The organism is Arthrobacter sp. G.S.26, from assembly GCF_050847375.1.
Classification (GTDB): Bacteria; Actinomycetota; Actinomycetes; order Actinomycetales; family Micrococcaceae; genus Arthrobacter.
Map to the genome: position 1 here is coordinate 2,900,155 of NZ_CP193752.1, position 25,374 is coordinate 2,925,528.

Here is a 25,374-nt window from a genome sequence, read left to right on the forward strand (position 1 = left end):
CATTCGGAACCTGAATCCTGCCGGATGGGTGGACCGGAGGCCAGGAATTCCGGGCCGCCCAAGGGGCCGCTGGGCCGCCCGGCCGGCGCGGCCTAAAGTGGGAGGGTGACGAATCTGGAAGTATCCCCGCAGCAGGAAGTCTGTCCGCCGGCACCCAGCGGGGAGGGCCCGGGGCCCTGCCTGCAGCTGTGGCCCGAGCGGGAAGTTCCGCTGGGCGGGGTGCGGGCCATGAACGTCCGCCGGACGCTGCCGCAGCGGGGACTGCCCACCATTGGCGCCTGGTGCTTCCTGGACAGTTTCGGGCCGGATCGGACGGCGATGTCCGTGCTCCCCCACCCCCATATCGGCCTGCAGACCGTGACCTGGCCGCTGGCCGGGACCATCCGGCACCGGGACAGCGTGGGCAGCGACGTGGTGGTCCGGCCCGGGGAATTGAACATCATGACGGCAGGCCACGGGGTATCCCACTCGGAGTTCGCCGTCGTTCCCGACGGCGGTGGGGAGTTGCCGCTGCAGCGGGGGCTTCAGCTCTGGGTGGCGCTGCCGGACGCCGAGCGGCACCGCGCCCCGGCTTTCGAACAGCACCGCAACCTGCCGCAGGCCTTGGCACCCGGCTACACCGCAACCGTGTTCGTGGGCGAGCTGGCCGGCGTGGCCTCGCCCGCAACGATGTTTTCGCCGATCGTGGGCGCCGACGTGGTCTGCGAGGGGGCATCAGTCCTGCCCCTGGATCCGGGATTCGAGCACGGCATCCTGGTGCTCGACGGCGGCCTGACGGTGGACGGGCAGGACATCCCGCCGGGACCGCTGGGCTACCTGGGCGCCGGCCGTTCCGACCTGCACCTCACGGCACTTCCCGGCACCCGGTTCCTCCTGATCGGCGGCGAACCTTTCGGCGAGGAACTGCTGATGTGGTGGAACTTTGTGGGCCGCACCCACGACGAAGTGGAGCAGGCCCGCGACGAGTGGGAAGCCCAGGCGGCGCTGACGGATTCCGAGAATGCAGCGGCCCGGTACGGGCTGGTCCCCGGCCATGGTCCGGACGCGGGGGCCGAGTCCGGACGGATTCCGGCGCCGCCGCTGCCCGGCGTCCGCCTGACGCCCCGGCGCCGTTCCATCCAGGGCTGAAGTTCCCCGTCAGGCTGGCCCGGCCACCAGGTCCAGTACCCCGAACACGGGTTCCTGGTCCAGGACGCGAACCTCGGTGACGCCCGCAGCCGCTAAATGGCCGCGGAATGCCTCCTGCAGGGCCGGCACATTCATGCCCAGCCCGCCGCCGAGGATGACGGGCCCTTCAAGCCCGAGCTGGCGGAGTACCTGCAGCGCCAGTGCGGCCAGGTCCGCTCCGGCCTGTTCCAGCAGGGCCTGGCTGGGGGCATGGCCTGTGGCTGCGGCGGCGACAACGTGGCGTGCCTGCTGGGCCCAGAACCGGCGGCCGGTGGCCGGGTCGTGGAACAGGGCAATCAGGCGGTTGGGGTCCGCCACGCCGCAGCCGGCGAGGAGGGCTGTGGTGAGGGAATCCGGGGCAAGTCCCTTGTTCATCTGCGTCAGGCTGTACCTGACGGCCTCGCGGCCCAGCCAGTACCCGCTGCCTTCATCGCCCAAAAGGTAACCCCAGCCGCCGGCCCGGGCCTCGCCGCCGTCGGCGTTCCTGCCCCAGGCAGCCGAGCCGGTCCCGGCAATGACCGCCACACCGGTGCTGGCGTGGCCGGCGGCAAGCAGCAGCCGCGAGTCGTGGACCACCGTGACCCGGGCCCCCGGCACGTGCGGCGCGATCAGGGCGGCGAGCGCCGCGGCGTCGTCTTCGGTGTCGATCCCGCCGGAGCCTGCGTACACCGTTGCTACCGGGCCGCCGCCGATTTTCGCGAAGAGTTCAGCGAGGTTCCGGGCCGCGTCTTCCCGGCTGACATTCTGCACGTTGGAGCTGCCCGCGGATTCGTCAGCCACCGGGACGCCGTCTTCGAACCGGATGCCGTGGGTCTTGGTGCCGCCGATGTCCAGCCCGATGATGATGCCGTTCAGGGCACCGGGGGTGTGGCTTTCGGTGGGGGCAGCTGGCGGGACGGGGGTTTTTTCGGTGTAAGTCACGCCACAAGGTTACTGGCAGCAGGACTGCCGGGCATGCGGCTGGCGGCGGCGGCGTCATGTTCCCGGCGGCTCCGGTAATGCGTAACCGCCGGCCAGCCCGGCCAGCAGTTCCTGCCCCCGGCTGAGCACCATCTCCCGGAAGAGCCGCACGGAGACGGGCTCGGACCCAGGCTTCCCGCGACGCCAGCTCACACCCACCTCCCGGAATGCGAGCCGGGACGTCAGCGGCACTTCAACCCAGCCCAGGTTTCCTGTTGCTGCCCTCAGTTCCCGGCCCGGGGCGTCGCCACCGGGCGGCAGGATACTGACCCCCAGCCCTGCCGCCACCAGGCCCCGGACGGTATGGGAATCCTGGCTTTCGAAAGCGATCCGGGGCCGGCACCCTGCCTCCTTGAACAGGGCGTCGGTGAGCGAACGCAGGCCATAACCGGGCCCGAGTGCAACAAACGGGTCGGTGCGGACCTCGGCAACGCCGGCACTGCGCCGGCCGGCCAGCCGGTGGCTGTGGTGGACCACCAAACGGAGCGGCTCGCGGTACAGGGGGATGGAGTCCAGGTTCATGCCGGCAGGTGCCACCGGGGCCGTCAGGGCCAGGTCCGACTGGCCGGCGGCCAGTTCCTCCAGGCAGGCACTGCGGGCCCCCTGGCTGAGGGTGAAGACTGCGGCGGGATGGCTGCTTCGGAAGGCACTGATCAGCAGTGGCAGGGCAGCTTCGCCGAAGGTGTGCTGGAAGGAGACGGCGATTTTTCCGCGGGCCACGTCGGATTCGGTGCGCACCAGGTCAAGTCCCGCCTGGAAGCCGGACAGCGCCTGGTCGATGTACGGCAACAGGGTCTGCGCTGCGGGGGTCAGGCGCACTCCCCTGCCGTCCCGGACCACCAGCTCAGCGCCAACCACGGCACTGGCCCGGGCCACGGCCCGGCTCACCGTGGACTGCGGGACGCCGAGGATCTCGGCCGTGGCCGTGATGTGCCCCGTCCGTCCCAGTTCCGCCAGGACCGGCAACAGTGGGAGGAGCTGGACCAGGTGCTTGAGTTCGGGTTCCACGTTGCTGCCGGGCCTTTCCTGCCGGGACCCGGGCGCCCCGGATAATTCATCCGTATTTGCGATTATTTTGACACAAAGCATGCATTGGAGCGATATAACGGCCGGGGCTACGCTTACGGAATGTCCAGCCCCGACCCCTTCCCCGGCAGCGAGCCGGAACCGCTCCGGTGGAATGGCCACCCGAAAGGTTCGGCGGCATACACGCGGATCCTCGCCGGCCTCTCCTTCGCCGGCGTGGCCACCTTCGCCCAGCTGTACTCCACCCAGGCCGTCCTGCCGCTGCTGGCAGCCGACCTGAAGATCACTGCCGCGGAGGCCGCCCTCACGATCTCCCTGGCCACCGTGGGCCTGGCCGTTACGGTGATCCCATGGTCGTTCCTGGCCGACCGGATCGGCCGGGTGAAGGCCATGACCTGGGGCATCTCCATCGCCACGGTCCTGGGCCTGCTGGTGCCGCTGGCCAGCAGCTTCGGCATGCTCCTTGGCCTGCGGCTCCTGGAGGGCATGGCACTGGGGGGCATCCCGGCCATTGCCATCGCCTACCTCAACGAGGAAGTCACCCGGGCGCATGCTGCCGTCGCAGCGGGCAGCTACGTTGCCGGCACCACGCTGGGCGGGTTGGCCGGCAGGCTGGTGGCCGGACCCGCCGGGGAACTGTGGGGCTGGCGCGCGGCGGCCCTCTCAGTTTCGATCCTGGCCACGCTGGCCGCCGTCGCCTTCCTGCTCCTGGTCCCCAGGGCGCAAGGCTTCGTGGCCGCGCAGGCGTCAGGGCTTCGCGGCGCCGTGGCGACACTGGCCAGGCATCTGCGGAACATCCGGCTCCTGGCACTCTACGTGCAGGCCTTCCTGATGATGGGCGGCTTCGTGGCTGTCTACAACTATCTGGGGTTCCGGCTCTCCGGGGCACCGTTCGGCTTGCCGGCCACCGTTATCAGCCTGATCTTCCTGGCCTACCTGTCCGGGACGTTCACGTCCCGCTGGGCCGCAGGCCTGACGTTGCGGTTTGGCCGCCGGACCATCCTGCTGGCGGGCCTGGCCCTTGCCGTGGCTGGCCTGGCCCTGACCCTCACCCCGTCCCTGCCCGTGATCCTGGCCGGACTGGTGGTGTTCACCGGCGGCTTTTTTGCCGCGCACAGCATCGGCGCCGGCTGGACCGGAGCCATCGCCAGCACAGGAAGGGCCCAGGCGGCGTCACTGTACAACCTGGCGTACTACCTCGGGTCCAGCGTGCTGGGGTGGGCCGGGGGCCTGCTGTTCCAGTCCTTCGGCTGGTCCGCCCTCGCGGGGGCCGTGATGGCCCTTGCGGTCCTCACCGCGGCGACTGTCGTCGTCGTCCATCCCCGCGAGCCACTGGTCGCAACGAATTAACCCGCGCCGCATCCCGGCCTTTCGTTGCAGATGTTCGGCGGCGCACCGGCTGCGGCACCTGTTGGCGACAAATCAGCGGTCTAGGATGAATGCAGGACGTTGGAAGGAACTGCAGTGAGTACGAACCCCAGGAATGCCAGGCCGGTCCAGCACCAGGAGCCCCTCGACGCCATCGATGAGCGGCTCTTGGCCGCGCTGGTGGCAGACGCCCGGATCTCCAACAAGCAACTGGCGGAACTGGTGGGCATCGCCCCGTCCACAGCGCTGATGCGGACCCGGGCGCTCTCCGAGCGGGGCATTGTCCAGGGCTACGAGGCGAAGTTGAGCCTGTCCGCGATCGGCCGGTCCGTGCAGGCGCTGGTGGCCGTGCGGCTGCGGGCCCACGACCGGGACCAGATCGACCGCTTCACCGCGCGGGTACCGCACCTGCCGGCCGTGCTGTCCACGTTCCACACGTCAGGGTCGGTGGACTACCTGCTGCACATTGCCGTGGCCACCACCGAAGACCTCCGGGACTGGGTGCTGGACAACCTGGCCACGGATCCGGTGGTGGGCCACACCGAGACCACCCTGGTGTTTGAGCACATCCAGGGTAACCACGGGCCCCTGCCTGCGTAGCGGCGGGCTTAGCTCCGCCGCAGGACCTGCCGGAGCGTCAGGGCCGCCAGGAGCAGTGCCGCCGTGCCGCACACGGCCACGAAGGTACTGACGGACGCCGCGAGCCCGAAAACGCCGGTGGCCCAGCCAAGTCCCAGGACCGGGACGGCGCTGCCCAGGTAGGTGATCACGTACACGGTGCTGACAATCTGGGCGTGCCGGGCCGGTTCAACCCGGGACGCCACGTCGTTGAAGACCGTGCGGAACGCCACGCCCTGGCCCACGCCGGCAGCCAGGGAAGCCGCCACCAGCAGCAGCGGGTTGTGCCAGGCTCCGGCCGCGCCCAGCAACAGGATGGCTGTCCCCAGGATCGCCAGACCTGCGGGGACGACAAACCGGCCACGGATGGCGAGCAGCTGGCTGAGCGCCGAGGCGCCGAGGGTGAGCCCTGCGAGGACACCGATCAACGGCCGGGAATCCGTGCCCAGGACCTGCGCAAAGTATCCCGGGGCCAGGGACAGGCAGAACCCGAAGACGGCGAAGCTGAGAAATCCGACGCCGGATGCCAGCCAGAAGGCCCCGCGCGCCTCGCGGGACACGGAAGGCCGTCGTGGCGCCAGGACCTGCAACGGCCGGGAGACCGGCGGCTGGCTGATGGCGGGGCGGGCCTGCAGGAGGAACAGCGGCACCAGCAGCGCGGCGAGCACCGCGGAATGAACGTAATACGGCATGGCGGTTGGGTCCGGCAGCAGCGAGAGCAGGCCGCCAATGACGGGCCCCGCCGCCACTCCCCCTGCGGAGGCGAGCAGGGTGAAGCGGGAGGCCCATTCGGGGCGGGAGGGCAGCAGTTCGCGCAGTGCGGCCGAGCTGGCGCCCGTGGCCAGGGCCACGGCCATTCCCTGCAGGGCCCGTCCTGCGCACAGCGCAGCAAGGGTGCCGGCCTGCGCAAAGACCCAGCCGCCGGCGAGTCCTGCCAGGACGGCGAGGATCAGCGCGGCGCGGCGGCCAATGTGGTCGGACCAATGGCCGGCCAGCATCAGGGTTGCCACCAGGGCCAGGACGTAGCTGGCAAACGCGGCCGTGACGTCCAGGGTGGACAGCCCCAGCTCAGCCTGCAACAGCGGATACAGGGGGGTGGCAAGGTTGGCACCCACCAGGAGCACAAAAATGACCGCGCCGGCCATGGCCAGGCGTGCTGTGGTGGAAGCGTCCCAGCCCCTGGCCGCAGCGGCCGGGGCAGGGCGCATGCGAAGTTCACTGAAGACCGTCATGGTGCCGCCTTGGTTCAACCGCGGGACTGGTCCTTGTGGGAGGCCGCGCGGGGTGGATATCCGATAGCCCTACATTGTGGCATTACTGCCCTATTGAACGGATATTCGTGGCAGAATTGCGCAAAACAGTCAATATTGGCCAGCCAAGATGATGGAAAGTGACCACTTGAACAATCTGGACCCTACTGATCTCAAAATCCTCCTGGCGCTGATCCGCGATCCCCGGATCCAGGTCGGCGAACTCGGCGACTCCCTGGGGGTGGCACGCAACACCGCGCAGACCCGGGTCAAGCGGCTGATCCGCTCGGGCGTCCTGAGCCACAGCGGGCGGGAAGTGGACCTGGAGGCGGTGGGCTACGACGTCGTTGCCTTCGTGACCATCGAAGTTTCGCACCGGGAACTGGATGGTGTGGTGGCCGGCCTCCGGACCATCGCCCAGGTCCTCGAAGTGCACGAGATTTCGGGCCGGGGCGATGTGTGGTGCCGAGTGGTCGCCACCGATACGCACAACCTGCAGGCCGCGCTGCGGCAGGTGCTCCGGATCAGGGGCGTGATCCGGACGGAAACCGTCCTGGCCCTGCACACGCATATCCCCTACCGGACCGAGCCCCTGATCAGCGGCCTGTCCAAGGCGGCCGGTGGCTGACGGCCGTTGCGGCAGTGTCAGGGGCGTCCGACGGCGGCAGGACGGTTAGGCTTCGGACATGGACTGCCTTTTTTATCACCCCTCGCGTTGCCGGCTTCCAGGGGTCAGGACCACCCGCCCGTGACCATCATCGACAACGCCGTCTACGTTGACGGTGTCAGGCATGCGGAGCCGGAAAGCCTGGAGCAGACGTTTGAGACCTTGGCCCATTACGGCGGGATGGCCTGGATCGGCCTGTACCGGCCTACGCGGGAGGAAATGTCCGCCGTTGCAGCGGAGTTCGGCCTGCACGGGCTCGCCGTCGAGGATGCCGTGTCCGCACATCAGCGGCCCAAGCTGGAACGCTACGACGACAACCTGTTCACGGTGCTCCGGCCCGCCCGGTACGTGGATGAAACCGAAACCGTTGAATTCGGTGAACTGCACATCTTCACCGGCAAGAACTTTGTGGTGACGGTCCGGCATGCGGAGATGGCAGGCGTGGCCAGGGTCCGGCAACGGCTTGAGGCGCGGCCTGACCTCCTCAAGCACGGGCCCGAAGCTGTGCTGTACGCCCTGCTGGACCGCGTGGTGGATGACTATGCCCCGGTGGTGGCTGGCCTGGAAAACGACATCGACGAGATTGAGGACCAGCTCTTCAGCGGCGACTCAACCGTGTCGCGGCGTATCTACGAGCTGGCCCGCGAAGTGATCCAGTTCCAGCGGGCCATCCACCCGCTGCCGGACATGATGTTCCAGCTCAAGCGGGGGTTTGCGAAGTACGGTGTGGAAACCGAACTCCAGCACAGCCTGCGCGATGTGGAGGACCATGTGGAGCGGGTCATTTCCCGGGCCGATTCCTTCCGGGACCTCCTGCAGAACGCCCTGACCCTGGACGGCACGCTGACCGCGAACCGGCAGAACGAGGCCAGCGCGGAGCAGAACGAGCAGGTCAAAAAGATCTCCTCGTGGGCTGCCATCCTGTTTGCACCGTCGTTTGTGGCCGGAATCTACGGGATGAACTTCGACACGATGCCGGAACTTCACTGGGACCTTGGCTACCCGCTGGCGCTTGCGCTGATGGTGGCCATCGCGGGTGCAATGTATGGAATCTTCAAAAAGAAGGGCTGGCTTTAGGCACTGGTTGTGCCGGTGTCTTCGGCGATTATCCAGGAGTCGCGGACGGGCACCGCTAGAAGCCGCTGTGGAACAGGGCATGCGACAGAAGCCGCGACACGAACCAGCTGTGCCCCTCCAGCCCGGGCTCGTAGGTACCGCCAGGGGCAAAGCCTTCTGGATTAACGAGGTTCTCGCTGGAGAGGTAGACAAGGGCGTTTCCTGAGGGCATAACGGCGAGGGATCGTGAGTTGTCGGTGGAGTAGATCTCGTAGCCGTCGCTGAGTCCGGCGTATTTTCCGGAACCATTCCGCCGCGCCTTGCCGTTGAAGGAGCTGAAACCGACGGCGCTTTGATATCCCCCGCCGTAGTTCTTGAGCCGGGTTTGCAGTTCGCCATAGATCGCTCCAACCGTTGCAGGCTCTGAGCTGTAGAGCCGGATCATCTTGTCGGAGTCCTCCCCCTGCCAGGTCTTGAGTCTTGACCAGAACTCGTCGTACCCCTGTTTTTTCGTTTTGATCACAATGCCCTGGGGATTGTTCTCGTTAAGCATCACGTCGAAGGCATAAAACTCCTTCACGACGTTCCGCATGAACGGCTCGTTCGCCCGGGCATTGTCCAGGAGGGTGCGGAGGACTGCCCCGCTCCGGCTGTATCCGGAGACGGCCACCCGCTCGAGCGTGACCGCAGCCGCCGGGATCAACTGCGTGGTGACGGCCTCAAAGCATCGTTTGGCGATGTGCCGGAGCGCATCTTCGAATTCCCGGGGGTCGCCCAGGCTGGCGAAAGCATTGGCGCTGGAGACTGGCACCACGACCATCACGGCCAGGGAACTCTTGAGGCTGTCGGTGCGCGGGACGCCGGGCTGGCGGGTCTTGGGGGTTGAGCAGAAATGCTGGGCCACGACATTCTTTTCCTTGCACAGGTACCTTATTCCGAGCTCAAGGAAGTTGGGTACCTGGAGCGGCTCCAGTCCTCCTCTCCAGTACGTCGGGTACTTTTCCAGGCCCGCCCGCGGATGAAAAACAACGCTCGCTTTCACCTTGGGGGCGCTGGAGGTGCCAACCTTGAACTGCCCGACCAGTGCTGGGGAGAGCCAGACGAAGAAAAGCCTCGTCTTCAGCTGATCGGTCGGGTTGTCGGTGCGCTCGAGGACGAAAATCCGTCCGGCATCGGCATCATCCATGTTGCGCTGGAGCTTGTAGTCGATCAACTCCTCCGGCGAGGCTCCTGATTGTGTGAAGACCCGCTCGGTCAGTACCGGAAACTGGCGGCCTTTGTCCCGGTAGATCCTGAGGAGTTCGTGATTCTGGTTGTCGACGTATGTTGATTTGTAGGACTTCAGCAATGAGGTTTCCCGGGTGATGTCCCTCAGTTCCATAGCTGTTTCCCCCAGGGCTAAAGGGTGAGGTCTTTTGGCTCATACTCGGAGGCCACGATTTGGTCCGTGGGAAGAATCGATATCCACTGGCTGAAGACCTTGTTGGCGGGCAACCCTGCGTCGAAGCCCGATGCCAGCGGGTCGAACCCCTTTTCAAAGACCTTGTCTGCTTCGAGTACGTTGACGATCTTGCCGTTCTCCTTTTCCATTCGCCCGGCAATGATCTCCAGTACTTCACCGACGGTCTTGCCGCTGAACTCGGCATCCTCTTCAGCCGTGCCGATATAGGGCGTGTTCCACCCGTCGTTCTCGTGGCCCTCGATGCTTCTAAGCCAATTGAGCGCGGCCCCCTCCCTCCCGGGCCGGATCGGGATGACAGCCTTCACCCAGGGCGCATTAAGGAAAGCGTTGCGGAGGTTGTCACCGTCCAACTGGAGCAGCCACCCGAGTGAACTGCCGAACCGTGCGGGAGCGGAGTCTTCGGTAATTCGGTAATTGTCCGGGCGTTTTTCGACGTCATCCCATTTAACGACGTCGTTATCGGTCAGTTCGATTGAGGGGTCTCCCACCTGCACCTGCAAATTGAGCTGGCTTCGGTGCCGCCGCGGCATCCACCATTCAGGTGCTACAAAGTAGAGCATTCCGTCCACGTCGAAGATGGCCCGGATGACCTCCGAGCGGACGTGGCTGAGGCGAAGATTGTCCGTATCCTTCTGATTCTTGGAGGCTATGTCCCAGGAGTCGAGCATCAGGCGCTGGAGCAGTTCACGGTAGATAACCGTGCGTTCTTCTTCTCTCAGGTCCCATGAGGGCCTGGACCTGATGCTGCTTGCGTCCTTGATGCGTTGCCTGACGCTCTCCAGGAAACTCTTTTTCAGCAGACGCTGCCTCTCGACGTCGTACTTTTCCTGGATCTTCTTCTTGTTTGCCTCGTATTCGGTGAGTGCGGCAGCCTGTGGGGCGAACACCAGCTCCACGTCGAGGTTGAGGACATTTTCCTTGTTGAAGTTGATGAACTGCAGCACCAGGGTGAACGAGCCATCCGCGTTTTTGGTCTTCGTCCTCACCACGGCCTGTTTGTTGCCTTGCGGCCCAATGATCCTGATGTCGTCGGTCAGGACATAGTCACTTTGCGGAGGGTCAATCTTGAACGTGAAGGGCCCCATGATGACCTGGCTGTCATCGTCATCATCGTCGCCCTTTACGGTGCCAAGGAACTTGTCCTTATATGGCGTGTTGCCCCTCTCCAGATACGCGAACTCGTAGTTTGCATGCCAGTTGCTGTAGTTCAGGATGGGGGTGAAAGGAATCGGCACCGTGATTTTCTTGGCAATGTTGGCCGGGGGCGGGCCAAACTCGGGGTCCTTGAGGTTCGCCAAGTCCGGGGATTCAGCAAAATGCACCAGTTCAGACAGTCCCAAGGACACTCCGGCATCGTCGATGAACACCTGCCAGCACAGCTGGTTTCCCATGTCCTGAAGCTGGACGCCAACGCGGCGCATTTTGCGCCGCAGCTCGTAGTTGACCAGCTTGTTCGACGTATTTTGCAGCAGGTACCGTCGGCTGCGCACATCCGTCGACTCTGTCACGGTCTTGAAGATGGACTTGAAGCTCCGCTTGATCTGTGAAGAAAGCTTTTCCGACTGCTCCCGGTTTTGCTTGTGAGTTGCCTCGCGGGCCTCTTTCCGGCTGCTCTCCACGCCGTAATTTGCCGAAGCAGTACCCTGGTACACGCCGAAATTCACAGTGTTCGTGGTCGAGACACCAAGCTTGGTACTGCTGCTGTTCTCGGCTTTCACCGCGTCACTGAGTTCATCCTTAACCGCGCTGCTCTCTTCAGAAGTGGTGGTGGACTCTGACGCACTTTCCTCCTGATGCTCCACGACAGACTTTCGGGTGCTCACCTCGATGAGCTCGATTGTTGTTCCCGGTGCAAGCCAAACATGTTCGACACTTTCGCCCAGAAAGGTTCCCAAATCGAAAAAGTATTGGCGGAACAAGTGCACAAACCCCACAGGCGAGAGCGTCCCGCCGGAAGCGCGGGGGTCTATGCTCGCCAAAGGGTCCGTCGGTCGGAGGATGTCAGTGGCCGGCGCGGCGGTAGTGACAGAAAAGAGCTTGGCGAGCTCGTTGGGATCTGCCCCCTGCTGGGCCTCGGCCTGGGCAAGGAGGAAGACGGCGATCTGGGACTCGTACTGCATGAGGGCCAGGTGTGCTTGCTTAGTGGCCGCAAGCACCTCGCCGGCGATCTGGCCCCCTTGGGCCTGGGCCATCATCTGTTGGTTCAGGCGGGAACGATGGATATCGTTAACCCTCCGCAGCGGCCCTGCCTCGGGGTCCATGAAATTGTTAATTTCTATCAGCGCATTCCATTCTGCACCCTGCGGCAGACGGCCTTCATGCTGTTCCACAAAACCCTGGACGGCATCCCTCAGGACAACCAGTAGCTCGCTGTTGAGTGTCTTGGTCAAGATAACGGAATAGGGCGATATTCCGGAGCCAGGCTGAAGGGGAAACGCCAGAAATTCCAAGGGATGATCATTCTGCACGAGTTCCGGACCGGGTTTGAACCGGGCATCAAGGATCTTCTTGATATGCGGATCGACGATGATTCCACCGCGCTGAATCCATTTTTTGGTCAGCCGTGATTCCCAGCCCAGCAGAGGTTGATAGACACCGTAATGTTCGCTGGCATACGGCGGGATCCCTTTGTAGGTATCAAGGTCTTTGAACAGATCAAACATGAGGAATTCCTCGCGAGGGGCCGAGTACCGGAGATGCCTCGGAGGAGGTGATTGTACTGATCTGTTCCCTGTCACATTCTGCGAAGGATGACTGACCCGCGAAGCGCACAACATCCATATCGTGGCACGCCGGTATTGGATTGTAAACGCCCAAATGGGAGTGGCAGGGGGAACGTACAATCCAGGGATGGCCACGCGGGCCAGAGCTGCTGGGCGTTCCCGGTATCTTTTGTACCAAGGGCGGGATGCCCGAGCGGGATTGCCCCGGCATCGGATCACCATGGGCAAAAGGAAAGGCCCCCAACCCAACGTTTCCGCAGGTCAGAGGGCCTTGATTGTGGAGCTAAGGAGATTCGAACTCCTGACCTCTTCGATGCGAACGAAGCGCTCTACCAACTGAGCTATAGCCCCGGATGTTGCCGCAATCCAACTGCCGCTGCGGAACCGGTGACCCTAGGCTATAAATTTTCCCGGCCGAATGCCAAACCGGCGCACCGGTCGGCCACGGGAATCCCGGCGCACCGCGGAACTGCTAGGCGCGGCGGCGCTGCAGGACGTCGTCGAGATTGCCCAGGGCGCCCTGTGCCTTCGCCGGCTGCGCGGCGTCAGCGGCGGACGCCTGGGCTTCCGCACCCTGGCGGAGGGACGGCTTGCCGGCTGCCTTGGGCGCTTCGGGAAGTTCCAGCGGTGCGGGAGCCGGGCGTTCCGCCTTGGCAGCCTCGACGTAGACGGGCTTGGGAACCTCCACGGGCTCCCACGGGGTGTTGGCTGGCCCTGCAGGGGCGATGATGGCGCTGGCATCTCCGGCGGCTACAGCGACGGCGAGGGCAGCTTCGCGGAGTTCCGCAGCCGTCAGCGGCTTGGTGGCCCCGCTGTCGGCTTCCGCGTCAAAAGGGGGGTCCTCCCGGGGCGCCGGGCCGGCGTCGGGCGTGGCGGGGCGGCTGGCAGGTTCAGCGCGATGCGGAGCCGGGCCCATGGCGTCGCGGAAGGCGGCCTCAACCCTGGCAGCCCGGTCCCGAAGCGCCAACCGGCGCAGGACCACCGCGGCCAGGACGGTCAAGGCAAGGCAGGACAGGGGCAAGGCCGGCGACCCAACTCCGAAAGGCAGCAGAACGCCGGAGACAAAAGCGGTCAGCAGCGCCAGCAGGCCACCCAGCGCCAAAGCTGTGCGGCCGTAGCGGATCCGGAACTGGCCGGTGGGCGGCGCGCCTGCTCCGGGGCCGGCGCTCTTCCTGGTATCCATTGCTTTCTCCTGCCGGGCGGCAACGTTCAGAGCCAGGCCCGCAGTGGGGTCAGGCAGCTCCTCGTGGGGGGTGTCCACCGGCATCTCGCCGGCGGGCAGGAACTGGCTGCGCCGGTTCCGAAGGACATAAGGGGCAACCCATACAATCCAGAGCACAACGGCAACCACAAGGATCACTGAGCTGCTAAGGGGGAAGTCCACACTCAAAACCGTATGAGCATCACGGCGGCTGCCGCCGCATTGGCCGCGGTGTGTCGTGGTCCGGCTGGCAAATCACTGGATTTATGACGTACGGGTCGTCAGCCACCGGTGCAGCAACCCCTCAGGGACCTCTTCTGATGTAAGCGCAAACGTGCGGTGATCAGCCCATTCACCGTTGATGTGGAGGTAGCGGGGCCGGTAGCCTTCGTCACGGAATCCCAGCTTCTCCACCACCCGCAGGCTGGGTCCGTTTTCGGGCCGGATATTGATCTCCATCCGGTGCAGCCCCAGGGTGCGGAAGCAATGGTCGGTGGCCAGCGCCACCGCTGTCGGTGCGATCCCCCGCCCCGCCCGGTCCTGGTCAACCCAGTACCCCAACGTGGCCATCATGGCTGAACCCCACACAATCGAAGACACCGTCAACTGGCCCACGATGGCCGCGGGGCCGCCGGGCACGCTGCGCTCAGCGATCACAAACGGCAAAGCCGTTGCCGCCGCCGCCTGCGAGTTCAGGGACCGCACCATCTGGCGGTAGTCAGGCAACCCCCCACCGGGTGCGGGGTTGGACGCCTCCCACGGGGCCAGCCATTCGCTGTTGCGCCCCCTGACGGCAGTCCATTCCTTCTTGTCCCGGTACCGGATGGGACGAAGGACCAGGTCGTCGCACTCCAGCGTTACCGGCCAGATGGGGCCCAGCCGCATGGGTGCTACTTGGACAGCCCGGCAGTGAAGCCCGGCAGCCAGTCGCGCAGGCCGGAGCCAAGGTCTTCACTGTCAATGGCGAGCTGGATGCAGGCTTTCAGGTAGCTCAGCTTGTCGCCGGTGTCATAGCGGCGGCCGCGGAACACCACGCCGTAAACACCGTGTCCCTCGCCTTCAACTGTGGCCAGTTCCTGCAGCGCATCCGTCAGCTGGATTTCACCGCCACGGCCCGGTCCCGTCTTTTCCAGGACGCCGAACACAGCGGGGTGCAGCACGTAGCGGCCAATGACGGCCAGGTTTGACGGCGCTTCCTCCACGCTGGGCTTCTCCACAAGCCGGTTGACGCGGACGTAGTCCTCTCCTGCAACCGCCTCGATGTCGGCGCAGCCATAGGCACTGATCTGCGACGGTTCAACTTCAATGAGTGCGACGACGGACCCGCCGGTTTTGGCCTGGACGTCAATCATGGTGGCAAGGAGTTCGTCGCGGGCATCGATGAGGTCATCGCCCAGGAGCACGGCGAAAGGTTCGTTGCCCACGTGCTGCCTGGCGCGCAGGACGGCGTGGCCCAGCCCGTTGGGGTCACCCTGGCGGACGTAGTGGATGTCCCCCAGGTTGCTGGCCGCCTGGATCGAGGCGAGTTTCCGGGTATCCCCTTTTTCGGCCAGGGTTGATTCCAGGGCCGGCACGCGGTCAAAGTGGTCTTCCAGGGCGCGCTTGTTGCGCCCCGTAATCATAAGGATGTCGTGCAGCCCCACGTGTACGGCTTCCTCCACCACATACTGGATGGCAGGCTTGTCCACCACAGGAAGCATTTCCTTGGGCATGGCCTTCGTGGCGGGAAGGAACCTGGTCCCCAGCCCGGCGGCGGGGATAACGGCTTTGCGCACTCTGGGGTTACTGGTAGTCACGGGACTAATCTAACCTCAGCGTCAACCATTCAGTAATCAGCACAGGCGTTGCCTGCACCGCGGAAACATCGCGGCCCGGCCCGCCGACACCGGCTTCCAAGGATGTCACCATGAGCGATGAAAACGCCACGGCGAAGGAGAACCTCCGGACTGAGCACCGGCGACGGCGCTCCACCCGCAGCGCCGAGGCACTCGCAGCTGCCGGAGCCGGCCTCGCCCTGCACGGCCTGGACTGGGCCGACGCCGTCCTCGGCGGCCGTCGGGAAACCGTTTGCGCCTATCTCAGCGTGGGGACGGAGCCGCCCACCTTGCCCTTGATCCAGGCCCTCCATGCAGCTGGCCACCGCGTGCTGCTCCCCGTGTGCGAAGCCGAACGCGAGCTGAGCTGGGTGGACTGGCGGCCGGGGGTGCAGTTCGAACGAAGCAAGTTTGCTCCCCTGCTGGAGCCCACAGGCCCAAGGCACCCGACAACGGTTGCAGGGCAGGCTGCCCTGCTGTTCCTGCCGGCCACCGCTGTGGACCGCGACGGGAACCGCCTGGGCCAGGGCGGCGGATATTACGACGTGTTCCAGTGCCACCTGGCGGCAGCAGACCGCCACATCCCCCGCACAGCAGTGGTTTTCGACGACGAGATCCTCCCCGCCGGAAGCATTCCTGCAGAATCCTTCGACAGGCCGGTCCCCGCAGTCCTGACCCCGTCCGGCTTCCAGCGCCTCTCCCGCCAGGATTGACCCAGCACGGAGGCCGTCGGCTGGAATGCTAGAATTGGCACTCAGGCCCTGCGACTGCTAATGGAACACCAATCGGCAGCACGGGACCTTCCCTTTGCCCAAGAGGAGGAGCACCAGTGCCAACCTATGCCTATGCCTGCAAGGACTGCGGCCACGTCTTCGACATCGTGCAGTCGTTCACCGACAGCACCCTGACCACGTGCCCCGAGTGCGGGGGAAACCTGCGCAAGAAGTTCAACAGCGTTGGTGTGGTCTTCAAGGGCTCCGGGTTCTACCGCACGGATTCCCGTGACGCCAAGGGAAGCACCGTCTCGCCTGCGCCTTCGGCCCCCGCTGCTGCTGCCGCACCTGCAGCCGCCCCGGCTGCGGCCGCCAAAGCCAGCTAGCACCCCGCCGGGTCCACCCGCCTGAGCAGGGGGTACGACGGCGGTCCCGGCTTTGTGCCGGTGCGCACCTGTGCTTGACCCGGCTTTGTCCACATAGCAGCTGCCCCTGTGTCATGCGGGGTTTCGTCGCGCCTACGGTGAAGCATGCCCGCTTCCCCCTACCGCCAGCGTCGCGGCAACATTCCTGGACAACGTGTCCACGGCAGTTCAGGCCGCGGCGGCTGGAGCAACGGGTCAAAAGCCACCCGGCGTTTTGGTGCCTGGCTGGGACGCAACCGTAGGCTGGCCGTTGCCCTGCTCCTGTGCGCCGCCGCGGCCATCACTGTCCACCAGCTCACTCCCGCCCCGCCCGCGTTGGCCGGGGTCCTGGCTGCGGCACGTGACCTTCCGGCGGGGACGGCGCTGCAGGCGTCGGACCTCGCTGAGCTGCGGGTGCCTCCCGGCCTGCTCGCTTCCGGTTTCCTGCAGGACCCCGGCCAGGTGGCGGGCATGCAACTGGCAGCCCCAGTGCGCAAGGGCCAACCGCTGGCGGACACGCTGCTGGTGGGTCCGGGCCTCCTGGCCGGGACAACTCCCGGTTCGGCGGCCGTGCCGCTCCGGATGGCCGATCCGTCCTCGATCCAGCTGGTGGCGCCGGGCCAACTGGTGAACGTGGTGCTCACGCCCTCGGACGGCTTCGAACCCCTGGCACCCTCAGAAGTCCTTGCCAAGGGAGTCCCGGTCCTGTGGACCTCCGGCAAGGGCGCCCAGGACGGCCAGTGGCTTGGCACGGCTGAGACCGAGGGCCTGCTGGTGGTTGCTGCCGACAGCAGCCAAGCCGAGCGCCTGGCCGGGGCGTCCACGCGGGGCCGGCTGTTTTTTGTCCTTGTTGGCCCGCCTTAGGGCGGGCCGGCCGTCAGCCCGCTGCCATCAGCTCCAGTGCGGCGGCTTCTGTTCCTTGAGCCACGCATCGTGGTCGTCCTCGCGGTCGCCCCAGCCCTTGGGATCGTCCTCCGCCGCCTTGGTGGGGAGGATGCCGGCGGTCCCTGCAGTGCCGTTGGCCGGAGTGTCCGCCGGTTCAGCGGCCGTGGACGGGTCAGTGCTGCTGCCGGCAGGCTGCTCTCCTGCGGCGGCATTTGTCGTTTCGTTCGCGGCCATGGTGCCCGCCTCCTCGTTGCCCGGGCCGGTGGCCCGTAGGTCGTCTGTGTCCGGTTCAGCGCCGTCGGCGCCGGGGTTCCGGGTGTCCGGCAGGTCCGCAGCTTCGGCGGCGGGAGCCGCTGCAGGGCCTGCGGCCGGTCCCTGGGCAGCATCAGCCGGCTCATTCACGGCAACCGCAGCAGCGGCCCGTTCCTGGCTGGCCGCGGCGGACCGCCTGGCAGCCTGCCCTGCCGCGCCGATTCCGTTCAGTGCCTGGTCCACGTCATCGTCCAGGAAGCCCGTGGCATGATCTGTCCGGGCGGGCAGGACCATCCGCTCAAGTCCCAGGTATCCTGCGATCCTGTCCGCGCAGGCGGACGGGTCTGTGAAGACTTCAATGGTCCACAGCGGCATGTACCGCCAGCCCAGGCGCTCCAGCAGCTCCGGCCGCAGCCGGCTCCGTTCACGGACGCTCATGCTGCGGTACTGCCCAGTGCCGTCGGATTCAATCGCCACCGGCCGGTTCAGGGCGGAATCGTCCTGGCCCATGGTGCTCAGCGGATCAGCGGCGGCCACCACATCGATGGCGCCGTCGTACTGGTGCCACACCCTGGCGCCGCGGGCCCGCAGGCGGTCACCGAGGTCAGCAACCAGCGGGTCTGCACCGAGGGCCTGCTCGCTGGCCGCGGCCCGGGAGGCGGGCGTGCCAAGATCCGTGTTGCCGGAAATCTCCCGGTCCAGCAGCGAATAAAGGTCCACTGCCCCATGCGTAAGGCGGGTGTGGTCCAGGTCCTCGGGCCGGAAGCAGGTCAGCACGTGCATGGACTGCCGGGCTCGGGTCATGGCCAGGGCGAACTTCTCCCGGCCACCATCGGCAGAGAGCGGCCCGAAGTTGTGCAGTGCCCGGCCATGCGGGGTGCGGCCATAACCTGGCGAGAAGATGACATGGTCACGGACCAGGCCCTGCGCGCGTTCCAGGTCGACCACCCGGAAGGATTCAGGGCCGGCGCCGAAGAACCCGGCAAGGCCGGGGTGGTTGGGCAGCTGCAGCCTGATGGATTCGCCGATCCGGGCGGCGTGCCGGAGGCTGGCTGTGACGACGGCCAGGGAGACGCGGGGACGCAGGCGGGCGTGTTCAAACACCAGGTCCACCACGCGGCTGACCTCTGCCACTACGGATTCGACGCCTTCGTGGTCGGCGCTGGGCAGCCCCGTGCCGTCCGGCAGGTATTCCACCAGCAACGCGCGGTCCAGTCCGGTTGCGGACTGGCCCTCCGGCAGCCGGCGGAGGCCGGAATCGTAGAAGTTCTTGCTCAGCTGGAGGACCAGGTCCTCGTCCACTGCACGGTAAACGAAGTTCAGGGACCATACCGGCAGGACAGCTGCCAGCGCGCTGTAGGCGCTCTCCACCCGCTGGTGGGCGGTCTCACCCGGGGCCAGGCGTTCGACCCCCACGGTGAAGGTCCGCGGGCTGGCGATCCTGGCGTCGCCGAAGGCAATCACCTGGCGGGCGCGGGCGATCGACGGCAGCACGGCCTGCAGGGACGTGGCCTCGGCGTCGAGGATGACCACGGCGTCAAAGCGCTGTTCGGCGGGCAGCAGGCCTGTCATCAGGTACGGGCTGACGGACCAAACGGGCACCAGCCTCCCGATCAGGTCCGGTGCCTGTGCGGTGAGCGCAGGCAGGGAGACGCGGCCGTCCTTAAGGAGGCTGCGAAGGAGATCAGCCTGGCGGGGCTTCTCTGCGATGGCGGTTCGCCAGTTTTCGGCCAGGTCCCAGCGAAGCCGGGCAGCGCCGCTGGCCACGTGGGCGTTATCGGCCAGCCGGTATTCCGCTTCCAGCGTACGCAGGGCATCGCCGTCTGACATGGCCAGGTAGTCGTCGCCGCTGATCATTGCTTCGAGGGCCGACTGCCACCAGGCCAGCTCAAGTTCCGCGGCCACGGAGCCGGCCGGTACTTCCCGGGCAGCGAGGTCGTCCAGGAGTTCACCGAGGCCGTGCTCGCGCATGTTCTCCACCAGGAGTGTGCGCTCCGGCAGGGTCTTCAGGGTGTCGGTGTCGGCCACCAGCCGCTCAAGGCGTTCCATCAGGTCCCCGTAGCGGACACCATGCAGGGCACCGCCGGATGCGGTGTGACGCAGCGCCAACCCGAGCCGGGTCAGCTGCCGGTCAAGGTCGCGGTACATCACGTTCAGTTCGGCCAGGCCGGACGGCACTGCCGGGTGCCGCTGGGTGGTGGCATAGCCGGCCCACAGGGCGCGTTGCTCCTGGACCAGGCCCAGGGAGGTGTGGAGGTCGGAGATGTGGACACCGGGCCGGACGTACTCCTTGGCCACGCGGCGGAGGCGGGAGCGCTGCATGGCGGCCATATCAACGCCGCGTTCACGCCGCCAGGACGAGGACGCCGTAGCGGAAATCAGGTCAGTGACCGGACGGTCGAAGATGTCCGGCGTGAACTTGTCCAGGCTGCCGCGCACGGCCACGAGCAGCTCGAGCTGCTCGCCCCATTCCGTGAACGTTTCCCCGAGCCGGATTTCGGCGTGTTCCGCGACGGCGTTCATCCGCTCCCGCAGGACCGGCAGGCTCTTTGCCACAGCACGGACCAGGTCCTGGGCTTCCTCGGTTTCCTTGCGGTTCAGCAGTTTCGCACCGTGCCACGGGCTGGTGGTGGATGCCTTGCTGAAGCTGCCCAGCTCAGCAGCCCGGCGCAGCCGGCCGGCCAGCTCCTCGCGGTCGCGGATGCTGTCCAGGACGCTGCGCTTGAGCCGGACAGTGGTGGCGGGCGCCGGGTGGATGGAGGTCAGCTCGGCCAGGGACTGCATTGCCTGGTAGGGCGAGCAGCCCCAGCGGTCGCGCACGTTGTGCAGGGACGCCACGTGGTCCATCAAGGCGTGGCGGTGTTCGGCCAGCGTGGTGTGCAGGTTTCCCAACTGCGGTTCCAGCGACTTTTCGTTGCGCATGATGGCGCGGACCAGTTGGGCCTTGAGCTGTTGGGCGGTGACGTTTCCGGAGAGCTGGAAGAGGATGGATTCGAGGCCAAGATCCTCCAGCCGGCTGGCTGCCTCGCTGAGGCTGGCCCGGCGGTCACCCACCACCAGGACTGTCTTCCCGGCGTCCACCAGCGCGCCGATGGTGTTGATGGCTGTCTGTGTCTGGCCGGTTCCCGGCGGGCTGCTGACCACCAGGGAATCGCCGGCGCGGGCCGCGTCCAGGACATACTGCTGGTCCGTGTCCGCGTCCAGGAGCAGCAGTTCGTCCTGGGGGTCCCGCTCGTCCAGGGGGCTGAAGCGGGAAGGATCGGGCGCTGCGACGTCCACCCGATCCCCGCCGGACGCCGCGGCCAGGGCTGCAACGAGGGGGTTCGATTCGTTGATCCACGGGTCATCGAGGTTGCCGGAAAGGTCGGCGAAGGTGGAAACCAGCAGGTTGTGCTGGGCCTCGGCACCGTGGATGGGTGCGATCAGGGTGGACAGCCGGTCCAGGACCGGCTGCGGATCGAACCGGGCGGTGCTGTAGGCAAGCCGGGTGACTGCGTTGACGTCAAAGACGATGCCGTGGACGTTCTTCAGGTGCCGTACCAGGGCGGGGTTGATGTGTGCCTGCTCGGTCAACTGAAGTTCGAAGTCGTCCTCCCCCGGACGGACCGTCAGGGAGATGGCCGTGAGCATGACCGGGGCGGAGACCCGCTGGGGTTTGCCACCTACGGCGGACGTCCACACCACGGTCCCGGCGGACAGGTACCCGGCGTCGATGCCGCGGTCGTTGGCCAGCTCAAAGATCTTGGACCGGATGTTCCGGGAAGCCCTCGCCGCCACCACGTACTGCTGCCGGTCCCGGATGAGCGTGGACAGCCGGGTCTTGCGGCCGGCCATCAGCTGGGCCAGCCCCGACGGGTGTGCATGCGTCAGGTCAATGGAGCCTTCGGGTGTTTTGGTGAACCGCAGCATGGTGTCGGCACCCGTGACGGGTTTAAGCCCGGACAGCCATTTGCGCAGCTCTTCCGAGCCTTCCTGGTGGCCTTGACCAACTGACACTTCTGCCTTCTTTTCTGCATTAACACGTGGGGACCTGGACCATACCGGCATACGTTCGAGAGTAGCCGCTTCGACGCCGGAGTTAGGAGACCGCAACACGTACAGGCCCGATTTTGCAATGATTTTGCCGGGAAAGCAGGAACGGCCGGCCTCCATTCGGAGGCCGGCCGTTTAGCCTGCTATTCCCACTCGATGGTTCCCGGCGGCTTGCTGGTCACATCAAGAACCACACGGTTCACACCATCAACTTCGTTGGTGATGCGGTTGGAGATCCTGGCCAGCAGGTCATACGGCAACCGCGACCAGTCGGCCGTCATGGCGTCCTCGGAGGAAACGGGCCGGAGCACGATCGGGTGGCCGTAGGTGCGGCCGTCCCCCATCACGCCAACGCTGCGGACGTCAGCGAGCAGCACCACGGGCATCTGCCACACCTCGTTGTCCAGGCCGGCGGCGGTGAGCTCGGCGCGGGCAATCGCGTCTGCCTTGCGCAGCAGGTCCAGGCGTTCCTTGGTGACGTCGCCAACGATCCGGATCCCGAGGCCGGGTCCGGGGAACGGCTGGCGTCCCACGATCTCCTGCGGCAGGCCCAGCTGGGCGCCGACAGCTCGGACCTCGTCCTTGAACAGCGCCCGCAGGGGCTCGACGAGTTCGAACTGAAGGTCCTCCGGCAGGCCGCCCACGTTGTGGTGGCTCTTGATGTTGGCGGCACCTTCGCCGCCGCCGGATTCGACGACGTCAGGGTACAAAGTGCCCTGGACGAGGAACTTGATCTTCTCGCCGTGCGCGGCGGCTTCGGCGATGATGGCCAGTTCCGCTTCTTCGAAGGCGCGGATGAATTCGCGGCCGATGATTTTGCGTTTGGTTTCGGGATCGCTGACACCTGCCAGGGCGGACAGGAAGCGTTCCTGCTCGTTGGCGATGTACAGCTTCACGCCGGTGGCGGCCACGAAGTCGCGTTCGACCTGTTCGGCTTCGCCTTCGCGCAGCAGTCCGTGGTCCACGAACACGCACGTCAGCTGGTCGCCCACGGCGCGCTGCACCAGGGCGGCGGCCACGGCGGAGTCAACGCCGCCGGAGAGGCCGCAGATGACCCGGGCATCGCCTACCTGCTGGCGGATGCGGTCCACCTGCTCTTCGAGGATGTTGCCGGTAGTCCAGTTGGGTTCGAGCTTGGCGCCCTTGAACAGGAAGTTCTCCAGGACCTGCTGTCCGTAGGCGGAGTGCTTGACCTCGGGGTGCCACTGCACGCCGTAAAGGCACTTTTCCTCGTTGGCGAAGGCTGCCACTTCGGCGCCCGCCGTGGTGGCCAGGACCTCGAAGCCCGGAGGGGCCTCGTGCACGGAGTCGCCGTGGCTCATCCAGGTGTTCTGGTGCTGCGGCATCCCGTCGAGGACCGAGCGGGCCTCGCCCAGGACGGTGGTCTCGGTGGAGCCGTATTCCCGCAGGCCGGTCTTGTCCACCTTGCCGCCCAGGGCGTTGGCCATGGCCTGGAAGCCGTAGCAGATGCCGAAGACGGGCACGCCGGCTTCGAAGAGGTCGGCGCCGACGCTGGGTGCACCGTCGGCGTAGACGCTCGACGGGCCGCCGGACAGGATGATGGCCGCCGGGTTTTTGGCCAGGAGTTGCTCGGTGGAGTAGGTATGCGGAACCACTTCCGAATACACATTCGCTTCCCGGACGCGGCGGGCAATCAGCTGCGCGTACTGGGCACCGTAGTCAACAACCAGCACCGGCTTCTGGGAAGTCTGGGATGCAGTGGGAGTAGTCACCGTACTAGCGTACTTGGCGCCCTTGCGCCGGCGCACCTTGAGGGGCCCGGCTGTGACGGAGCAGACGCTGCCACCCACTTGGCAGCGTCATCCCGGCAGCGCGGGTCAGTAGCGCTGGGGTGCCTGCGGGTGTGCCGCCAATTCGGCTTCCACCTCGGCGTGCACCTTTTTCTCCACAAAGAAGGACAGGAACGGAACCACCCCGCCAAGGGCAAGGACGATCATTTTCAGGAAGGGCCAGCGCATAAGCGTCCAGAGCCGGAAGTTGGACATCAGATACACCACGTACATCCAGCCATGCACAATCAGCACCGCGATCGACAGGTTGACGCCGTCCAGCACCGCCGGGGGCTCGGCCGCGGCGAAGCCGAACCCGAAAGGCTGGCCGGTGACGGCGTTGGTGCCACCGGCGAACAGGTACGCACCGAATCCGTAGCGGGCGATCAGCTCGGCGCACAGCAGCAGCAGCATGCCGCCGGTGAGGTAGGCGAGGACCTTGTAGAACTTCAGCGCGGACCGGATCTGGGCTTCGGTGCCGCCGAAGCGGCGTTTCCGGCCGGCGGGCTTGCCTGCGGTGGCCTGGGCCGGGGTGGCCGGTTTCGGATCAATCATGGCTTTACCTTTTGCTGGATCGGTTCAGGGGAAGTCGGTTCGTCGTCAAGCTCTTCAAGGTCCCGCCGGTAGTCGTCCTTGACCAGCCGCCACCAAATGAAGAGGGCAAACCCGGCGAAGACCACCCACTCCAGGGAGTAGAACAGGTTCAGCCAGTTGACCTGTTGCGCCGGCGGCTGCGGGCCGATGTCCAGCGGACGCAGGTCCCCCGGCACGGCGGCGGCACTGACGTCGGTGCCGGCGGCCAGTTCGGCAGTGGCGGAAATGAAACCCGGGTAGCTGCTGACGTCCCAGTAGTTGATCAGTTCCGCGACCGATACGGCGGTGGCCTGGCCGGGCTGCGGGAAGGTTTCCGGGAGCGGCGCCTCGGACGGCAGCAGGCGGCCGGTCAGTTCAATGGCGCCCGACGGCGGTGCTGCCGCGTCACCGGGCTCGGCCACCCAGCCGCGCGCCACGGGAATCCAGGTTTTGGGGGTGGCGGCCACGCCGTCCAGGGTGGGCGCACCCGCTACTGCGAACGCGGAAACCACCCAGTAGCCGGAGGTGCCGTCGTGCAGCCGGTTGGGAACCAGGACCTGCTTGGCAGGGTCGTAGCTGCCCGTCGCCGAGACCATCTGGTCGGCGTCGCTACCGTGGAAGAAATCCCCCGGTTCCAGGATGCCCGTGAGGGCCTGCACCTGCTCGGTGGCGGGGTTGACCGGCATCTCAGGCTGGGTGGACCTGCCGAACTGCCACTGGCTGAGCAGCACAAACACCCCGGAAACGGCGATCGCAAACACGAATCCTGCGATCCACCGGGGCTTAAGGGCTGTTTTCCACACGTCTTAACCGTACTTCGTAGCGCTGTAGAACAACTAAACGCCGGCAATCCCACCTGTCGGAGGCGGCGCCGGGGGCCTGCTCAGTGGTCGAAGAACACCAGGCTGGAATTGATCAACTCCGCGATGACCTCGGCGTCGTAGGCACGGCGCAGGGAATCGCGGAAGGACTCCTTGGACAATGACCTGGCAAGGGTTGCCAGGACTTCCAGGTGGTCGGAGAAGGAGCTGGCCGGCGTCGCAATGAGCAGGATCACGGTTGCGGGCCCGTCGGCAGCCCCGAAGTCCAGGGCGTGGCCGTACTTGGTGATGCCCACGGCGATGGAGGTGCGGGAGACAAATTCGCTCCGCGCATGCGGCAGCCCGATGCCGCCCGGGAGTCCCGTGGCCAGTTGGTGTTCCCGGGCGTTGACGTGCGTGAGGAAGCCGGCGAGGTCGGTGATGCGGCCGGCCGCGTGGAGCCGTTCGGCCAACTGGTTGGCGGCGTCGGTCTTGTCTGTGGCCGCCAGTTCGAGGATCACCATGTCCGGGGTGGTGAGTTCAGCATCGTACGGGTCAAGTGGTTCCGCCAAGGCGTATCCCTTTCGGTCAGCGGTGCAGGGCAGGGACGCCC

21 protein-coding genes and 1 tRNA gene are annotated in these 25,374 nt (G+C 66.1%); 8 read left to right on the forward strand and 14 right to left on the reverse strand.

What is annotated here, in order from left to right:
- Nucleotides 1–105 precede the first annotated feature (105 nt).
- Nucleotides 106–1,128, forward strand: a complete 1,023-nt coding sequence (locus tag ACRB8A_RS13260; protein WP_432244844.1) for a pirin family protein — start codon at nt 106–108, stop codon at nt 1,126–1,128.
- Between the two features lie 9 nt (nt 1,129–1,137).
- On the opposite strand, the gene ACRB8A_RS13265 is transcribed toward ACRB8A_RS13260, so the two are convergent.
- Nucleotides 1,138–2,088 carry an N-acetylglucosamine kinase gene (locus ACRB8A_RS13265; protein ID WP_432244845.1) on the reverse strand — a complete coding sequence of 317 codons (951 nt, stop codon included), beginning with the start codon at nt 2,086–2,088 and terminating at the stop codon, nt 1,138–1,140.
- A 54-nt stretch (nt 2,089–2,142) separates the two neighbouring features.
- The gene (locus ACRB8A_RS13270) at nt 2,143–3,135 is read right to left on the reverse strand and encodes a LysR substrate-binding domain-containing protein (protein WP_050685833.1); all 993 of its coding nucleotides are present in this window, start codon (nt 3,133–3,135) and stop codon (nt 2,143–2,145) included.
- 120 nt (nt 3,136–3,255) lie between these two features.
- Here ACRB8A_RS13270 and ACRB8A_RS13275 point away from each other — a divergent pair, with 120 nt between their 5' ends.
- Nucleotides 3,256–4,503: an MFS transporter gene (locus ACRB8A_RS13275; protein ID WP_432244846.1), complete on the forward strand. Its 1,248-nt coding sequence runs from the start codon at nt 3,256–3,258 to the stop codon at nt 4,501–4,503.
- 114 nt (nt 4,504–4,617) lie between these two features.
- The gene (locus ACRB8A_RS13280; protein WP_056597055.1) at nt 4,618–5,121 is read left to right on the forward strand and encodes an Lrp/AsnC family transcriptional regulator; all 504 of its coding nucleotides are present in this window, start codon (nt 4,618–4,620) and stop codon (nt 5,119–5,121) included.
- An 8-nt stretch (nt 5,122–5,129) separates the two neighbouring features.
- Here the strand turns inward: ACRB8A_RS13280 and ACRB8A_RS13285 are convergent, their stop codons facing one another.
- Nucleotides 5,130–6,371: an MFS transporter gene (locus tag ACRB8A_RS13285; RefSeq protein WP_432244847.1), complete on the reverse strand. Its 1,242-nt coding sequence runs from the start codon at nt 6,369–6,371 to the stop codon at nt 5,130–5,132.
- 166 nt (nt 6,372–6,537) lie between these two features.
- Between ACRB8A_RS13285 and ACRB8A_RS13290 the strand changes: the two genes are divergently transcribed.
- Both ACRB8A_RS13290 and corA read left to right on the forward strand, forming a co-directional pair.
- Complete coding sequence (locus ACRB8A_RS13290; RefSeq protein ID WP_235504654.1) at nt 6,538–7,017, forward strand: Lrp/AsnC family transcriptional regulator; 480 nt, start codon at nt 6,538–6,540, stop codon at nt 7,015–7,017.
- 120 nt (nt 7,018–7,137) lie between these two features.
- Nucleotides 7,138–8,133 (forward strand): magnesium/cobalt transporter CorA, encoded by a 996-nt coding sequence (gene corA / locus ACRB8A_RS13295; RefSeq protein WP_050685824.1) that lies wholly within the window; start codon nt 7,138–7,140, stop codon nt 8,131–8,133.
- Between the two features lie 55 nt (nt 8,134–8,188).
- Here corA and ACRB8A_RS13300 read toward each other — a convergent pair whose 3' ends face one another.
- The 6 genes from ACRB8A_RS13300 to galU all read right to left on the reverse strand — a co-directional run bounded on the left by ACRB8A_RS13300 (nt 8,189) and on the right by galU (nt 15,294).
- A complete protein-coding gene (locus ACRB8A_RS13300; protein WP_432244848.1) occupies nt 8,189–9,493 on the reverse strand; it encodes a hypothetical protein in 1,305 nt (434 codons plus the stop codon).
- 17 nt (nt 9,494–9,510) lie between these two features.
- Nucleotides 9,511–12,237 (reverse strand): hypothetical protein, encoded by a 2,727-nt coding sequence (locus ACRB8A_RS13305; protein ID WP_432244849.1) that lies wholly within the window; start codon nt 12,235–12,237, stop codon nt 9,511–9,513.
- Nucleotides 12,238–12,575: 338 nt separating this feature from the next.
- A tRNA-Ala gene (locus ACRB8A_RS13310) sits at nt 12,576–12,648 on the reverse strand.
- Nucleotides 12,649–12,769: 121 nt separating this feature from the next.
- Nucleotides 12,770–13,681 (reverse strand): hypothetical protein, encoded by a 912-nt coding sequence (locus ACRB8A_RS13315; RefSeq protein ID WP_432244850.1) that lies wholly within the window; start codon nt 13,679–13,681, stop codon nt 12,770–12,772.
- Nucleotides 13,682–13,762: 81 nt separating this feature from the next.
- A complete protein-coding gene (locus ACRB8A_RS13320) occupies nt 13,763–14,383 on the reverse strand; it encodes a GNAT family N-acetyltransferase (RefSeq protein WP_432244851.1) in 621 nt (206 codons plus the stop codon).
- Between the two features lie 5 nt (nt 14,384–14,388).
- Complete coding sequence (galU, locus tag ACRB8A_RS13325) at nt 14,389–15,294, reverse strand: UTP--glucose-1-phosphate uridylyltransferase GalU (protein WP_050685816.1); 906 nt, start codon at nt 15,292–15,294, stop codon at nt 14,389–14,391.
- A 110-nt stretch (nt 15,295–15,404) separates the two neighbouring features.
- On the opposite strand from galU, the gene ACRB8A_RS13330 reads away from it, so the two are divergent.
- The 3 genes from ACRB8A_RS13330 to cpaB all read left to right on the forward strand — a co-directional run bounded on the left by ACRB8A_RS13330 (nt 15,405) and on the right by cpaB (nt 17,293).
- Nucleotides 15,405–16,025, forward strand: a complete 621-nt coding sequence (locus ACRB8A_RS13330) for a 5-formyltetrahydrofolate cyclo-ligase (RefSeq protein ID WP_432244852.1) — start codon at nt 15,405–15,407, stop codon at nt 16,023–16,025.
- Between the two features lie 116 nt (nt 16,026–16,141).
- Nucleotides 16,142–16,411, forward strand: coding sequence for an FmdB family zinc ribbon protein (locus ACRB8A_RS13335; RefSeq protein WP_432244853.1), 270 nt, complete (start codon nt 16,142–16,144; stop codon nt 16,409–16,411).
- Between the two features lie 144 nt (nt 16,412–16,555).
- On the forward strand, nt 16,556–17,293 hold the full coding sequence (gene cpaB / locus ACRB8A_RS13340) for a Flp pilus assembly protein CpaB (RefSeq protein ID WP_082178304.1): 738 nt from the start codon (nt 16,556–16,558) through the stop codon (nt 17,291–17,293).
- A gap of 27 nt (nt 17,294–17,320) precedes the next feature.
- Here cpaB and ACRB8A_RS13345 read toward each other — a convergent pair whose 3' ends face one another.
- The 5 genes from ACRB8A_RS13345 to ACRB8A_RS13365 form a co-directional block, all read right to left on the reverse strand.
- Nucleotides 17,321–21,613: an AAA family ATPase gene (locus ACRB8A_RS13345; protein ID WP_432244854.1), complete on the reverse strand. Its 4,293-nt coding sequence runs from the start codon at nt 21,611–21,613 to the stop codon at nt 17,321–17,323.
- Nucleotides 21,614–21,741: 128 nt separating this feature from the next.
- Complete coding sequence (gene guaA / locus ACRB8A_RS13350) at nt 21,742–23,331, reverse strand: glutamine-hydrolyzing GMP synthase (protein WP_050685962.1); 1,590 nt, start codon at nt 23,329–23,331, stop codon at nt 21,742–21,744.
- 105 nt (nt 23,332–23,436) lie between these two features.
- Complete coding sequence (locus tag ACRB8A_RS13355; RefSeq protein ID WP_285240675.1) at nt 23,437–23,943, reverse strand: DUF3817 domain-containing protein; 507 nt, start codon at nt 23,941–23,943, stop codon at nt 23,437–23,439.
- Nucleotides 23,940–24,764 (reverse strand): SURF1 family protein, encoded by an 825-nt coding sequence (locus ACRB8A_RS13360; protein WP_432244855.1) that lies wholly within the window; start codon nt 24,762–24,764, stop codon nt 23,940–23,942. The genes ACRB8A_RS13355 and ACRB8A_RS13360 overlap by 4 nt, the downstream gene beginning before the upstream one ends.
- Before the next feature lie 80 nt (nt 24,765–24,844).
- Nucleotides 24,845–25,333: a PTS sugar transporter subunit IIA gene (locus ACRB8A_RS13365; RefSeq protein WP_050685806.1), complete on the reverse strand. Its 489-nt coding sequence runs from the start codon at nt 25,331–25,333 to the stop codon at nt 24,845–24,847.
- Nucleotides 25,334–25,374 lie beyond the last annotated feature (41 nt).

Bases quoted from the DNA above. Each gene is read 5' to 3' on its own strand.
- ACRB8A_RS13345 (WP_432244854.1), bottom strand. From the start codon at position 21,613: ATGCCGGTATGGTCCAGGTCCCCACGTGTTAATGCAGAAAAGAAGGCA.
- ACRB8A_RS13305 (WP_432244849.1), bottom strand. From the start codon at position 12,237: ATGTTTGATCTGTTCAAAGACCTTGATACCTACAAAGGGATCCCGCCG.
- ACRB8A_RS13285 (WP_432244847.1), bottom strand. From the start codon at position 6,371: ATGACGGTCTTCAGTGAACTTCGCATGCGCCCTGCCCCGGCCGCTGCG.
- ACRB8A_RS13330 (WP_432244852.1), top strand. From the start codon at position 15,405: ATGAGCGATGAAAACGCCACGGCGAAGGAGAACCTCCGGACTGAGCAC.
- ACRB8A_RS13300 (WP_432244848.1), bottom strand. From the start codon at position 9,493: ATGGAACTGAGGGACATCACCCGGGAAACCTCATTGCTGAAGTCCTAC.
- ACRB8A_RS13275 (WP_432244846.1), top strand. From the start codon at position 3,256: ATGTCCAGCCCCGACCCCTTCCCCGGCAGCGAGCCGGAACCGCTCCGG.
- cpaB (WP_082178304.1), top strand. From the start codon at position 16,556: ATGCCCGCTTCCCCCTACCGCCAGCGTCGCGGCAACATTCCTGGACAA.
- ACRB8A_RS13320 (WP_432244851.1), bottom strand. From the start codon at position 14,383: ATGCGGCTGGGCCCCATCTGGCCGGTAACGCTGGAGTGCGACGACCTG.
- ACRB8A_RS13355 (WP_285240675.1), bottom strand. From the start codon at position 23,943: ATGATTGATCCGAAACCGGCCACCCCGGCCCAGGCCACCGCAGGCAAG.